13 protein-coding genes are annotated in these 11,951 nt (G+C 73.2%); 12 read left to right on the top strand and 1 reads right to left on the bottom strand.

Annotated features, from left to right (window positions below; genetic code table 11):
* Positions 1-18: 18 nt before the first annotated feature.
* Genes AC2YHB_RS21285 through AC2YHB_RS21270 form a run of 4 tightly spaced genes read left to right on the top strand, consistent with a single transcriptional unit; the run spans position 19 to position 3,176 of the window.
* Positions 19-594 (top strand): 2'-5' RNA ligase family protein, encoded by a 576-nt coding sequence (locus tag AC2YHB_RS21285; protein ID WP_179650012.1) that lies wholly within the window; start codon positions 19-21, stop codon positions 592-594.
* Between the two features lie 31 nt (positions 595-625).
* Positions 626-1,483, top strand: a complete 858-nt coding sequence (locus AC2YHB_RS21280) for an esterase/lipase family protein (RefSeq protein ID WP_179650014.1) — start codon at positions 626-628, stop codon at positions 1,481-1,483.
* Positions 1,484-1,521: 38 nt separating this feature from the next.
* Entirely contained in the window at positions 1,522-1,986 is a 465-nt protein-coding gene (locus AC2YHB_RS21275) for a Zn-ribbon domain-containing OB-fold protein (RefSeq protein ID WP_179650017.1), read from the top strand.
* Positions 1,983-3,176, top strand: a complete 1,194-nt coding sequence (locus AC2YHB_RS21270; RefSeq protein ID WP_036548044.1) for a lipid-transfer protein — start codon at positions 1,983-1,985, stop codon at positions 3,174-3,176. The genes AC2YHB_RS21275 and AC2YHB_RS21270 overlap by 4 nt, the downstream gene beginning before the upstream one ends.
* A gap of 13 nt (positions 3,177-3,189) precedes the next feature.
* Here the strand turns inward: AC2YHB_RS21270 and AC2YHB_RS21265 are convergent, their stop codons facing one another.
* Positions 3,190-4,017 carry an adenylate/guanylate cyclase domain-containing protein gene (locus AC2YHB_RS21265; RefSeq protein WP_179650019.1) on the bottom strand — a complete coding sequence of 276 codons (828 nt, stop codon included), beginning with the start codon at positions 4,015-4,017 and terminating at the stop codon, positions 3,190-3,192.
* Between the two features lie 50 nt (positions 4,018-4,067).
* Here AC2YHB_RS21265 and AC2YHB_RS21260 point away from each other — a divergent pair, with 50 nt between their 5' ends.
* The 8 genes from AC2YHB_RS21260 (at position 4,068) to AC2YHB_RS21225 (ending at position 11,926) form a co-directional block, all read left to right on the top strand.
* Positions 4,068-5,483, top strand: a complete 1,416-nt coding sequence (locus AC2YHB_RS21260) for a magnesium chelatase ATPase subunit I (RefSeq protein WP_036548048.1) — start codon at positions 4,068-4,070, stop codon at positions 5,481-5,483.
* Positions 5,476-5,871, top strand: coding sequence for an OsmC family protein (locus AC2YHB_RS21255; RefSeq protein WP_179650020.1), 396 nt, complete (start codon positions 5,476-5,478; stop codon positions 5,869-5,871). The genes AC2YHB_RS21260 and AC2YHB_RS21255 overlap by 8 nt, the downstream gene beginning before the upstream one ends.
* Positions 5,868-7,883, top strand: a complete 2,016-nt coding sequence (locus AC2YHB_RS21250; protein ID WP_179650022.1) for a vWA domain-containing protein — start codon at positions 5,868-5,870, stop codon at positions 7,881-7,883. The genes AC2YHB_RS21255 and AC2YHB_RS21250 overlap by 4 nt, the downstream gene beginning before the upstream one ends.
* Positions 7,884-7,973: 90 nt before the next feature.
* Positions 7,974-8,480: a hypothetical protein gene (locus tag AC2YHB_RS21245; RefSeq protein ID WP_179650023.1), complete on the top strand. Its 507-nt coding sequence runs from the start codon at positions 7,974-7,976 to the stop codon at positions 8,478-8,480.
* The gene (locus tag AC2YHB_RS21240) at positions 8,471-8,797 is read left to right on the top strand and encodes a hypothetical protein (RefSeq protein WP_179650025.1); all 327 of its coding nucleotides are present in this window, start codon (positions 8,471-8,473) and stop codon (positions 8,795-8,797) included. Before AC2YHB_RS21245 ends, AC2YHB_RS21240 begins: the two co-directional genes overlap by 10 nt.
* On the top strand, positions 8,797-10,614 hold the full coding sequence (locus tag AC2YHB_RS21235) for an alpha/beta hydrolase (protein WP_179650027.1): 1,818 nt from the start codon (positions 8,797-8,799) through the stop codon (positions 10,612-10,614). The genes AC2YHB_RS21240 and AC2YHB_RS21235 overlap by 1 nt, the downstream gene beginning before the upstream one ends.
* On the top strand, positions 10,611-11,108 hold the full coding sequence (locus tag AC2YHB_RS21230) for a hypothetical protein (RefSeq protein ID WP_179650029.1): 498 nt from the start codon (positions 10,611-10,613) through the stop codon (positions 11,106-11,108). The genes AC2YHB_RS21235 and AC2YHB_RS21230 overlap by 4 nt, the downstream gene beginning before the upstream one ends.
* A 38-nt stretch (positions 11,109-11,146) precedes the next feature.
* Positions 11,147-11,926 (top strand): TSUP family transporter, encoded by a 780-nt coding sequence (locus AC2YHB_RS21225; RefSeq protein ID WP_036548067.1) that lies wholly within the window; start codon positions 11,147-11,149, stop codon positions 11,924-11,926.
* The last annotated feature ends 25 nt before the right edge of the window (positions 11,927-11,951 follow it).

Below are 11,951 nucleotides of genomic sequence, written 5' to 3'. Positions count from 1 at the left end.
ACGGGCGGAGGGATGCGGATGATGCTGCGGGCTGCCTTTGCCCTGCCGGAACCGGTGGTCGAGGACCTCCGCCGGGTCGCCGGCCGGCTCAGCGTGCTCCCGGGCGTCCGGCCGTCCCAGGCCGTCGCCCTCGACGTACGCGTGGCCGACCTCGGCAACATCGTCGAGGCCGACGCGCGGTCGCTGGCGGCGTCGGTCAGCAGGCAGTTCGCGCAGACGGCCGCGCCGCTGCTGCGGGCCACCGGCGTCGAGGTGTCGCCGCGGGGGAGCGTCGCGCTCACCCTGGGCGGCGACGTGGAGACGCTGCGCGCGATGGCCACCGCGGTCGGCCTGGCCGCCGAGCGGATCAACCTGTACGTCGACCGGCGCTCGTTCCGCCCCGAGGTGGTCGTCGCGTCGCTGGACCAGCAGCGGCCGGGGTCGCGGGTCGCTGCCGCGCTCGAGGCGATCGAGCCCCCGGTGACCGAAGACTGGTCGATCCACGAGCTCGTGCTGGTCCGCACCCGGTGGGGAGCCGCCGGGGGCGCCGCCGAGGTGTTCGAGCGGGTCCCGATCGGTACCGGTTCCGGCGCCGCCGGCGTGGACGGTGAGTGACCACCGTCACGCACTGGCGTTGAATGTCGACGTGCGCACCCTCCGCCTCCCGGCCTCCGCCCTCCTCGCCTCGCTGCTGCTGGCGCTCGGTGTCCTCACTGCGACGCCGGCCGCGCCGGCCGGCGCGGACACGATCCTGCCGCCGCTCCCGACCGCGCCCGAGGGCGACATCCCCGGCGTCAACGTCTGGACGTGCAAGCCGACCGCGGCCCGTCCGACGCCCGTGATCCTCGTGCACGGCACGTTCGGCGACCGCCGCCACCTGCTCGAGCGGCTCGGCACGTCGATCAAGGCGAAGGGCTTCTGCGTCTACTCCCTCGACTACGGCAACCGCGGCACCGGTGACATCGTGACCTCGGCCAAGCAGCTCAAGGCCTTCGTCGCGAAGGTCCGCACGGCGACCGGCGCCGCGAAGGTGTCGATGGTCGGGCACTCGCAGGGCGGGATGATGCCGCGCTACTACATCAAGTTCCTCGGCGGGGCGCCGTACGTCGACGACCTGGTCGGCATCGCGCCGTCCAACCACGGCACCAAGCTGCTGCCGGCCTTCAACCCCATCGCGCCGCTCCTGCCCGGGCTGGTCTGCGTCGCCTGCGACCAGCAGGCGTGGGGCTCGACCTTCCTGAAGAACCTCAACGCCGGCGACGAGACGCCCGGCGCGGTCAGCTACACCCAGATCACCTCGCGGCTCGACGAGGTGGTGGTCCCGCACACCTCCGGCTATCTCGCCGCCGGTGCCCGCACCACCAACGTGACCATCCAGGCGAAGTGCCCCTTCTCGCTCTCCGAGCACGTGCTGATCCCGACCGACCGGGCCACGATCGGGCTCACCCTGGACGCGCTCACGCACGTGGGACCGGCGCGCCCCACCTTCCAGCCTCCTTGCTAGGATGTAGAACACGTTCTATTCCAGGAGGGTCCGAAGCCGTGACCGCCACGTCCGCCACCCCCGTGATCGAGGGCTGGTTCACCACGGGTGAGGAGCCGCGCCTGCTGGCGTCGCGCTGCACCACCTGCAGCAATGTCGTCTTCCCGCCGGTGTCGTCCGACGCCACCGAGGCTGCGTTCTACTGCCGCAACCCCGCCTGCGACGGCGACCAGCACGACTCCGTCGAGCTCTCCCGCCGGGGGACCGTGTGGTCCTACACCGACGCGCAGTACCAGCCGCCGGCGCCGTACGTGCCGGCGACCGAGCCCTACCAGCCGTTCGCGCTCGCCGCGGTCGAGCTGCCCGAGGGCATCGTCGTGCTCGGCCAGGTGGCCGACGGGTTCGGCGTGGCCGACCTGAAGGTGGGGGCCGAGGTCGAGCTCGTCGTCGAGACCCTCAACGTCGACGAGACGGGCGAGCGCACGATCTACCGCTGGAAGCCGGTCGTGGAGGTGTCCGCATGAGCAGCAACGCAGTGGCCATCGCCGGTGTCGGCATGCACCCCTGGGGCAAGTGGGGCCGCAACTTCACCGAGTACGGCGTCCACGCGGCCCGCGCCGCGCTGAAGGACGCGGGCATCCCGTGGACCGATGTCGACCTCGTCGTCGGCGGCGAGACCGTCCGCAACGGCTACGCCGGCTACGTCGCCGGCTCCACCTTCGCCCAGGCGCTGGGCTGGAACGGCGCGCGGATCGCGACGTCGTACGCCGCCTGCGCGACGGGCGCCCAGGCGATCGACACCGCCCGCGCCCGGATCCTGGCCGGCCTGTGCGAGGTGGCGCTGGTCGTCGGCGCCGACACCACCCCGAAGGGCTTCCTCGCGCCCAACGCGGGCGAGCGGTGGAGCGACCCCGACTGGCTGCGCTTCCGCCTGCTCGGCATGACCAACCCGGCCTACTTCGCGCTCTACGCGCGGCGCCGGATGGACCTCTACGGCGCGACCAGCGAGGACTTCGCGCAGGTCAAGGTCAAGAACGCCAGGCACGGCCTGGCCAACCCCAACGCGCGCTACCGCAAGGAGGTCAGCGTGGACGACGTGCTGACCTCGGCCGTGGTCTCCGACCCCCTGCACCTGCTCGACATCTGCGCCACGTCGGACGGAGCGGCGGCCGTCGTACTGTGCAGCGTCGAGTACGCGAGGAAGCACGGCATCGCGAACCCCGTCCGGGTCGCCGCCGTCTCGACGGTCACCCCGACCTTCCCGAACACCGTCATCGACATGCCGCTGCTCTCGACCGACTCCTCGGCCGTGGTGGGTGTGCCCGAGCGGACGTTCAAGGAGGCCATCGGGCAGGCGGCGTACGAGGAGGCCGGCATCGGCCCCGAGGACGTCGACGTCGCCGAGGTCTACGACCTCTCGACCGCCCTCGAGCTCGACTGGATCGAGGACCTCCAGCTGTGCAAGCGCGGCGAGGCCGAGGTCCTGCTCCGCGCCGGCGACACCACGATCGGCGGACGGATTCCGGTCAACCCCTCCGGCGGGCTCGCCTGCTTCGGCGAGGCGGTCCCGGCCCAGGCGATCGCGCAGGTCTGCGAGCTCACCTGGCAGCTGCGCGGCCAGGCCACCGGCCGCCAGGTCGAGGGCGCGAAGGTCGGCATCACCGCCAACCAGGGCCTCTTCGGCCACGGCTCCTCGGTGCTGCTGTCCGTCTGACGCTTCGCGGGGCTCAGGTCGCGGGAGCGAGGAGCTCCCACACGACGTGCTCGCCCGGGAGGCCCTTGAGCTCCACCGCGTCCCGCTCGACGAGTACGACGGCCGCGTCGTCGTCGAGGGCCTCGCGGACCGCGTCGCTGGCGAGCACCTCCCCGCCGAGCGCGAGGTTGGCGACGCGGGCGGCCATGGCGACATTGCGCCCGAAGTAGTCGCCGTCGCGAGCGACGACCTGGCCGGTGTGGATGCCGATCCGCACCAGGATCGGTCCGTAGCGGCGGAGCGTGACGTCGCGCGGCAGGTCGCGCTGGATGGCCAGTGCCGCCCGACAGGCCGCTTCCGCGTCGCGGAAGGCGACCATGAAGCCGTCGCCGGCGGTCTTGACGACCTGTCCGCGGTACCTCTCGATCTGCGTTCGCAGCACCCGGTCGTGGGCGGCGAGCACCTTCACCCAGGTGCTGTCGCCGAGCCGGTCGTTGAGCGGCGTGGAGTCCTCGATGTCGGAGAAGAACAGGGTGACCGTGCCGTCGGAGGCGGCCATGTTGAGGATGTCGGCTCGCTCGTCGTCGCTCGCCCAGCTCTGCAGGTCCTCGACCGTGCTCTGGATCAGGCCCGTGATCCCGTGCTCCCGGACCCGGGTCGCGGCGCGGATCACGCGGCGTACCGCCCGGTCCGCGGAGTTCGACGGCGGGGGCGGGCGCAGCGCGGCGTCGAGGTCCGACTCGAGCTGCGTGATGTGGTGCTGCGCGTCGGCCAGCTGGCGCTGGAGCCGGCCGCGGTCACGCGCGAAGCCGACGATCACCACGACCAGCAACACGCACACGACGCCCAGGACGATGGCCACGGTCGAAGAGTAGAGCGGGGACAGGCGTTGTGTGTCCGCAGTAGCGTGAGATGGTGACCACTACGGCTCCCGAGATCTCGACCCTCGGCGCGCTGCGCGCCTCCGGCCACCAGCAGAAGTCGCTGCGGGCCGAGCTCCGCACCAACCTCCTCGACAAGCTCGCCCGCGGCGAGGACCCGTGGCCCGGCCTGCACGGCTTCGAGGACACGGTCGTCCCCCAGCTGGAGCGGGCGATCATCGCCGGCCACGACGTCGTCCTGCTGGGCGAGCGCGGCCAGGGCAAGACCCGCCTGCTCCGCACCCTCGTCGGCCTGCTGGACGAGTGGACCCCGATCATCGACGGCTCCGAGCTGGGGGAGCACCCCTACGAGCCGATCACCGTCGGGTCGCGCCGACGGGCCGCGGAGCTCGGCGACGACCTGCCGGTGGCCTGGCGCCATCGCAGCGAGCGGTACGCCGAGAAGCTCGCCACGCCGGACACCAGCGTGGCCGACCTGATCGGTGACGTCGACCCGATGAAGGTCGCCGAGGGCCGCTCGCTGGGCGACCCGGAGACCATCCACTTCGGCCTGATTCCCCGGTCCCACCGCGGGATCGTGGCGATCAACGAGCTGCCCGACCTCGCCGAGCGGATCCAGGTCGCGATGCTCAACGTGATGGAGGAGCGCGACATCCAGATCCGCGGCTACGTCCTGCGCCTCCCGCTCGACGTGTTCGTGGTCGCCTCGGCCAACCCCGAGGACTACACCAACCGCGGGCGGATCATCACCCCGCTCAAGGACCGCTTCGGCGCCGAGATCCGCACCCATTACCCGCGCGAGCTGGCCGCCGAGGTCGCCGTGATCCGGCAGGAGGCGGACCTCCTGGCCGACCAGGTCGACGTACCGGACTTCCTGGTGGAGATCCTCGCCCGCTTCACCCGCAACCTGCGCGAGTCCAGCGCCGTCGACCAGCGCTCGGGTGTCTCGGCCCGGTTCGCGATCGCCGGGGCCGAGACCATCGCCGCGGCCGCGCTGCGCCGAGCCACGATCCACGGCGAGGACCGGGCGGTGGCCCGCGTCGTCGACCTCGAGACCGCGGTCGACGTCCTCGGCGGCAAGATCGAGTTCGAGTCGGGCGAGGAGGGCCGCGAGGCCGAGATCCTCACCCACCTGCTGCGGACGGCGACCGCGGAGACCGTGCGTGAGAAGTTCCGCGGCCTCGACTTCGCCCTGCTGGTCGCGGCGGTCGAGGACGGCGCGACCATCACGACGGGCGCCTCCGTGACGGCCCGCGACGTGCTGACCGGGCTCCCGGTGCTCGGCGAGTCCGAGCTCTACGACCAGCTCTGCGAGCGGGTCAACGGACCGGGCGGCGGGCGCAACGACGGCGAGCGGGCCGCGGCGGTCGAGCTCGCCCTCGAGGGCCTCTTCCTCGCGCGCAGGATCGGCAAGGACAGCGACGGGTCCGAGACCGTCTATGGCTGAGCTGTCCCCGTTCGGCGTGAGCGTCGCGTCCGGCTCCCTGCGCGAGGGGGACGGCGTGGTGCTGCCGCACGCCTGGACGGAGGCCGGCGTCCTCGCCGCCCCGGTCACCAACGGCGCGCAGGCGCTGCACCTCGCGGTCGCCCTGTGCGTGCTCAACGACACTTACCGCGAGGCCGAGCGCCTCGTCGTACCCATCGAGGGCGTGGCGGTCACCGCGGACGGCGCCTTCGACGACGTGTGGACCTCGACGGGCATCACCTACGACATCACGGTCGACACCCCGGCCCAGCCGGACGCCCTCGCCCTCCTCCTCGAGGTGGTCGACGAGGTCGCCGAGATCCCGCGCGTCCTCCGGGCGGGCGCCGACGTGAGGAGGGCGGGACAGTGAGCCGCTACCGCAAGTACGACGGCGGCGACCCGCTCGCCCCGCCCGTCGACATCGCCGAGGCGCTCGACGCCATCGGCCAGGACGTGATGGCGGGCTACAGCCCCGAGCGCGCGATGCGCGAGTTCCTGCGGCGCGGAGGCGACGACCAGGCCGGCCTCGACGACCTCGCCCGGCGCGTCGCGGAGCGCCGCCGCGACCTGCTGCAGCGCCACAACCTCGACGGGACCATGAACGAGGTCCGCGAGCTGCTGGAGAAGGCCGTGCTCGAGGAGCGCAAGCAGCTGGCCCGCGACGCGCTCATGGACGACGGCGACCGCGCGTTCCGCGAGATGCGGCTGGAGAGCCTGCCGGACTCCCCGGCCGCGGCGGTCACCGAGCTCAACGACTACGACTGGCAGTCCCGCGAGGCGCGGGAGGCCTTCGAGCAGATCAAGGACCTGCTCGGCCGCGAGCTGCTGGACCAGCGCTTCGCCGGCATGAAGCAGGCGCTGGAGAACGCCACCGACGAGGACCGCCAGGCCATCAACGAGATGCTGTCGGACCTCAACGAGCTCCTCGAGAAGCACGCCCGGGGCGAGGACACCCCCGAGGACTTCCAGGAGTTCATGGCCAAGCACGGCCAGCACTTCCCCGAGGACCCGCAGGACATCGACGAGCTGCTCGACACGCTCGCCCAGCGCTCGGCCGCCGCGCAGCGGATGCTCAACTCGATGACGCCCGAGCAGCGCGCCGAGCTGATGCAGCTCTCGGCGCAGGCGTTCGGCTCGCCCGCGCTGATGGAGCAGCTCGACCGGCTCGACCAGAACCTGATGGCCTTGCGTCCGGGCGAGGACTGGGGTGGCTCCGAGCAGTTCGGCGACGGCGACCAGGGGCTCGGCCTCGGCGACGGCACGGGCGTCCTGCAGGACCTCGCCGACCTCGACGCCCTCGCGGACCAGCTCTCCCAGTCGTACGGCGGTGCGCGGCTCGACGACGTCGACCTCGACAAGCTCGCCCGCCAGCTCGGTAACGAGGCCGCGGTCGACGCCCGCAAGCTGCAGGAGCTCGAGAAGGCGCTGCGCGAGTCCGGCGCGATGGAGCGTGGCTTCGACGGTGAGCTGCGGCTCACCCCGAAGGCGATGCGCCAGCTGGGCAAGGCGTTGCTGCGCGACGTCGCGGAGAAGATGTCGGGCCGCCAGGGCCAGCGCGACCTGCGCCAGGCCGGAGCTGCCGGCGACCTGTCCGGGGCGACCCGGCCGTGGGAGTTTGGCGACACCGAGCCGTGGGACCTCCCGCGCACGATGCTCAACGGCGTCCTGCGCCGGGCGGGCGACGCCGGCGGTCCGCTCCTCTCGATCGACGACGTCGAGGTCGCGGAGACCGAGGCCCGCACCCAGGCCGCGGTGGCGCTCTGCGTCGACACGTCCTTCTCGATGGCCATGGACGGCCGCTGGGTGCCGATGAAGCAGACGGCGCTCGCGCTGCACACGCTCATCGGCTCGCGCTTCCGCGGCGACAGCCTCGAGCTGATCGGCTTCGGCCGGCACGCGCAGACCATGCGGATCGAGGAGCTCACGGCCCTCGACGCCCGGTGGGCGAAGGGCACGAACCTCCACCACGCGCTGCTGCTCGCCAACCGGCACTTCCGCAAGCACCCGAACGCGCAGCCGGTGCTGCTGATCGTCACCGACGGCGAGCCGACGTCGCACCTGGAGTCGAGCGGCGAGGTCTACTTCTCCTACCCGCCGCACCCGATGACCGTGGCGCTCGCCGTCCGCGAGCTCGACAACGCCCGCCGGATCGGTGCGCACACCACCTTCTTCCGGCTCGGTGAGGACCCCGGCCTGGCCCGCTTCATCGAGTCGATGGCGCGCCGCGTCGACGGCTCGGTGGTCGCCCCGGAGGCCGGCGACCTCGGCGCCGCGGTGGTCGGCTCCTATCTCGGTTCCCGCCGCGGCGGCCGTCCCGGCGACGGCGGCGGACCGGGCAGCTACGGCGACTGGTTCGGCTCGCGGGGCTTCTGGGTGGGCTGACGCCGGCCGGTACCGGGTCCGGTACCAGCAGGCCTGTGGACAACCTCCCGGCCGGGTTTGTCGCTCTCGGGCGACGGGCAGCCAGCCTCCATGGATGATCTCGGGCTCCTTCGACGCGTCGACCCCGCAGTGGTCGACGACGACCCCTTCTGGTCGGTGGTGCGGCAGCGGCACCCCGACGTCACGCTGGTGCTGCTGCCGGAGGAGCCGCCCCCGCCCGACGGCGCGGCCGCGGAGCCCGCCGACCCCGACGACGTACGACGCGCGCTCGACGCGGTGCGCGAGGTCTGGGCCGCCGTCGTGCAGCCGCTGGTGGTCGCACAGGGCGTGCCGGACCCGCCGCGCGAGCGCTGGCGTGAGGGACCCGGCGGCCGGGCTCCCGTGCTGCAGAAGTCCCTCGTGGGGATCGGGCAGCCCGCGGGTGAGGACGTGCTGCGTGGGCTCGTCGCGGGGCTCGCCCGGCGTGGCTGGAGACTCGGACCGGGTGCGCGACGGGGGATGTCGACCCTGCGCGCGACGGACGGTGCGCTCGTGCTCGACGCGGTGGCCGGTCCCGGCGCCACCGTCCTGACCCTGGCCGGTGCGTCATGGCGGTGACGCTGGCCGTCCCGCCGGGCGTGCTCGCGGCCGCCCGGGCGGCGTGGGACGACGCGGCCGACGGCCTCGACGGCGGCTGGCGACGACTGGTCAAGGCGTCGACCGCCGGGTTCTCCCCGACGGTCGCCGCCGCGGTGGACGCCTTCCAGGTGACCTGGGTCGACGAGCTCAAGCGCCGAGCGGTCGAGGCCCAGGGCAACAGCGAGGCGTTCGTCGAGGTCGGGGGCGTCTACCAGTTCGTCGACGTGGCGTCGGCCGAGCGGGCGCGGGCGTTGCTCGGCTGGGTCCACCGCGACGTGCCGATCGAGGTGCGCTGATGGGCGCCATCGTCCTCCCGGCCCTCGTCGAGAGCGTGCCGCGGCTCGCGTCGACGGCGGCGCGGGCGGCCACCTTCGCCAACAACCTCCGCGCCGTCACGGTGCAGGTGAAGGACGTCCAGGAGTGGGCCCAGGGGCAGGGGGTGCCCGAGGGCTGGCAGGGCGACGCACGGGAGGCCGCCGACCACGGCACGACCCGGTTCGCGCGTCGGCTCGACGTCTCCGAGGCGGCGCTGGAGCGGGCGGTGGTCGCTGCCGACCGGTTCGAGGACCGGCTCGTTCGGCTCGGGACGCGGCGCAGCGCGCTCGTCGACCGCCAGGGCACCCTCAACGACGACATCACCGCCCTGCGGGCCGAGATCGACGGCAACGAGGCGGTCGAGGCGAGCGTCGCGGCGTGGGAGACCCGCGCGGCGGACCTGCGTGGACGCGCCGCCGACCTGGTCGGCGACATCGCCGCGTGGAGCGCGGACGCGGACGAGGCGGACCTCGACTTCGTCCGCGCCCTGCAGCAGGTCGACGAGGTGGCCGAGGGGCAGGAGGCGGCGCAGGACCCGGGCCGCCCGGACGTCGCCGACCTGACCCGTGGCTTCGACCGCCGCGTCGGTGACCCTGTGGCCCTGGCCGCGTGGTGGCGCACGTTGTCGCGGGCGCAGCGGCAGGCGCTGCTGACCGAGCACCCGCACCGGGTCGGCAACGCCGACGGCATCCCGGTGCGCGACCGGGACGAGGCCAACCGGGCCGCGCTCTACAGCGACATCGACCGGTGGACCCGGCAGGAGGCCGACGGCGAGCTCGGCGACGCCGATCGTGCCGCCCTGGCCAACGCGAAGGTCATCCGCGCCGAGCTCGACGACCGCCTCGAGCAGGTGGACCCGGCCACCGGCGAGCACGTCGTGCACGTGGTCGTCTACAAGCCGGGGGAGTTCGGCGGTGACGGCGGCGTCGCGATCAGCTTCGGCGACCCCGACCGCGCCGACCACGTGTCGGTCAACGTCCCCGGGCTCACCAGCGAGGTGGGCAGCCTGCCCGGCAACCTCGGCCGGACCGAGGCCCTCCACGACGCGGCCCTGGGGCAGACCGACGGCACGGTCGCAACGGTGTTCTGGCTCGACTACGACGCCCCCAGCGGCAACCCGCTCACGAGCCTCGAGGGCATCACCGACTTCGGCTCGGTCGTCGGCCCGGGGGCGGCCGACGCCGGCGGGGAGAGGTTCTCGCAGTTCATCGACGGCCTGCGGGCCTCGGACGCCGGGGCCACGGCCCACCTGACGGCGATCGGCCACAGCTACGGCTCGACGACCGTGGGTCATGCGCTCCAGGACGGGCTCCCGGTCGACGACGCGATCCTGCTGGGCAGCCCCGGGGTGCCCGAGCACACCGCCGCGGCGCTGACCGATGCCGACGTGTGGGTGGGCGCGAAGGACCACGACCCGGTGTCGCTGATCGGCGCCGAGGACGGCCCGGGCACGCTGGGCACCGACCCGGCGCAGGAGTCGTTCGGTGCGACGCGTTTCGAGACGGGCGACGGCTCACCGCGGATCCAGGACGCGCTCGACAACCACACGTCGTACTTCACCGGCACGTCGCTGGACAACCTCGGCGCCATCGTGGTCGACCAGGACGACCACGTCGTCCACGACGAGGGGCGCGAGCGCTGGTCCGAGGAGGGGCACTACCCGACGCTGCCGGAGTGGCTGGCGGAGGGCGTCGTACGCGGCGTGGGCGATCCGATCGTGGAGGGAGTCAGGGAATGGGGCGAGGACGTGGTGGACTCACTCGTACGCGGTTTCGGTCCAGGGAGGTTCGTCGGATGAGGTGGCTGTCGGCAGTCGTGGTCCTCGGCGTGGCCGCGAGCCTGGCCGGGTGCGGGGGCGACCCCGACGCGGAGCGGGCCGCGGTGGACGAGACGGAGGAGCTCGCCCTGGCCGCGGTGGACGGCGTCGTCCACGAGGTCGCCGACGCCACCCGGCTGGAGTTCACCAGCGGCGACCACGACTTCGTGATCTGCGGCGAGAGCTATGCGCCCGGTGGCGTCATCCACCGGGTCTCGCTCCACTTCGGACCGCCCGACGCAACCGTGGAGCGGGCGATCGAGCGCGCAGCGGAGGCGCTGGAGGCCGACGGCTGGAAGGTCGAGCACCCGGGCAACCCCGCCATCGTGGAGGGCGTGCGGGGGAGCAACACGCTGCGCTTCCACTTCGGCGGCGCCGCCACCGAGGTCAGCATCCGATCCTCCTGCGTCGAGACCTCCGACGACGTGGCGAAGGAGTACGCCGACCGGGCGAACGCCGACATCGACTGGGACTAGGCGTCGGCCGACGAGCCCGGTGCGGGACGATGACGGTGATGTCCGACCTCGCCCCCGCCGTACTCGCGCTGCTCGCGCTCGCCGCGCTCACCGCCGGGTTCGTCGACGCGGTGGTGGGCGGCGGCGGCCTGGTGCAGCTGCCCGCGTTGCTGCTCGGCCTGCCGGGAGCGAGCCCGGTGCAGGTGCTCGCGACCAACAAGATCGCGTCGGTGTGCGGCACCGCCGCTGCCTCGGCGACCTACTACCGACGGATCCGGCCCGATCCCCGCACCTTCGGGCCGCTGATGCTGCTCGCGCTCGCGGGGGCCTTCACCGGCGCCCTCGCGGCCTCCCACATCCCGCGCGAGGCGTTCGAGCCGATCGTCCTGGTCGCCCTCGTCGTGGTGGGTGCCTACGTCCTGCTCCGCCCGGAGCTCGGCGAGGACGCCGAGCTGCGCTTCCAGGGCCACCGCCACCTGGTGGCCGCGATGGTGGTCGGCTTCGCCATCGGTCTGTACGACGGCGTCCTCGGCCCCGGCACGGGCAGCTTCTTCGTCTTCGCGCTGGTCGGCCTGCTCGGCTACGACTTCCTGCAGGCCAGTGCCAAGGCGCGCCTCGCCAACCTCGCCACCAACCTCGGCGCCCTGCTGCTCTTCATCCCCTCCGGCGCGGTGCTGTGGGACGTCGGCCTGCTGATGGGCGCCTGCAACCTGGTCGGTGGCTACCTCGGCGCACGCACCGCCGTCGCCCGCGGCGCCCGCTTCGTCCGGGCGTTCTTCATCGTCGTCGTCGGCGCCTTCGTCGTCCGGATCGGCGGCGGCGTCGTCGGCCTCTGGTGAGTCGTCCCCGGGGTGCCTAGGCTCG

The organism is Nocardioides sp. SRI_004 (assembly GCF_057586415.1).
Note: the sequence above shows the minus strand (reverse complement) of the source record. Positions and strands in the feature narration are given on the sequence as shown.

Bases quoted from the DNA above. Each gene is read 5' to 3' on its own strand.
- AC2YHB_RS21260 (WP_036548048.1), top strand. From the start codon at position 4,068: ATGGTGACCACTACGGCTCCCGAGATCTCGACCCTCGGCGCGCTGCGC.
- AC2YHB_RS21285 (WP_179650012.1), top strand. From the start codon at position 19: ATGATGCTGCGGGCTGCCTTTGCCCTGCCGGAACCGGTGGTCGAGGAC.
- AC2YHB_RS21230 (WP_179650029.1), top strand. From the start codon at position 10,611: ATGAGGTGGCTGTCGGCAGTCGTGGTCCTCGGCGTGGCCGCGAGCCTG.
- AC2YHB_RS21270 (WP_036548044.1), top strand. From the start codon at position 1,983: ATGAGCAGCAACGCAGTGGCCATCGCCGGTGTCGGCATGCACCCCTGG.
- AC2YHB_RS21245 (WP_179650023.1), top strand. From the start codon at position 7,974: ATGGATGATCTCGGGCTCCTTCGACGCGTCGACCCCGCAGTGGTCGAC.
- AC2YHB_RS21240 (WP_179650025.1), top strand. From the start codon at position 8,471: ATGGCGGTGACGCTGGCCGTCCCGCCGGGCGTGCTCGCGGCCGCCCGG.
- AC2YHB_RS21235 (WP_179650027.1), top strand. From the start codon at position 8,797: ATGGGCGCCATCGTCCTCCCGGCCCTCGTCGAGAGCGTGCCGCGGCTC.
- AC2YHB_RS21225 (WP_036548067.1), top strand. From the start codon at position 11,147: ATGTCCGACCTCGCCCCCGCCGTACTCGCGCTGCTCGCGCTCGCCGCG.
- AC2YHB_RS21255 (WP_179650020.1), top strand. From the start codon at position 5,476: ATGGCTGAGCTGTCCCCGTTCGGCGTGAGCGTCGCGTCCGGCTCCCTG.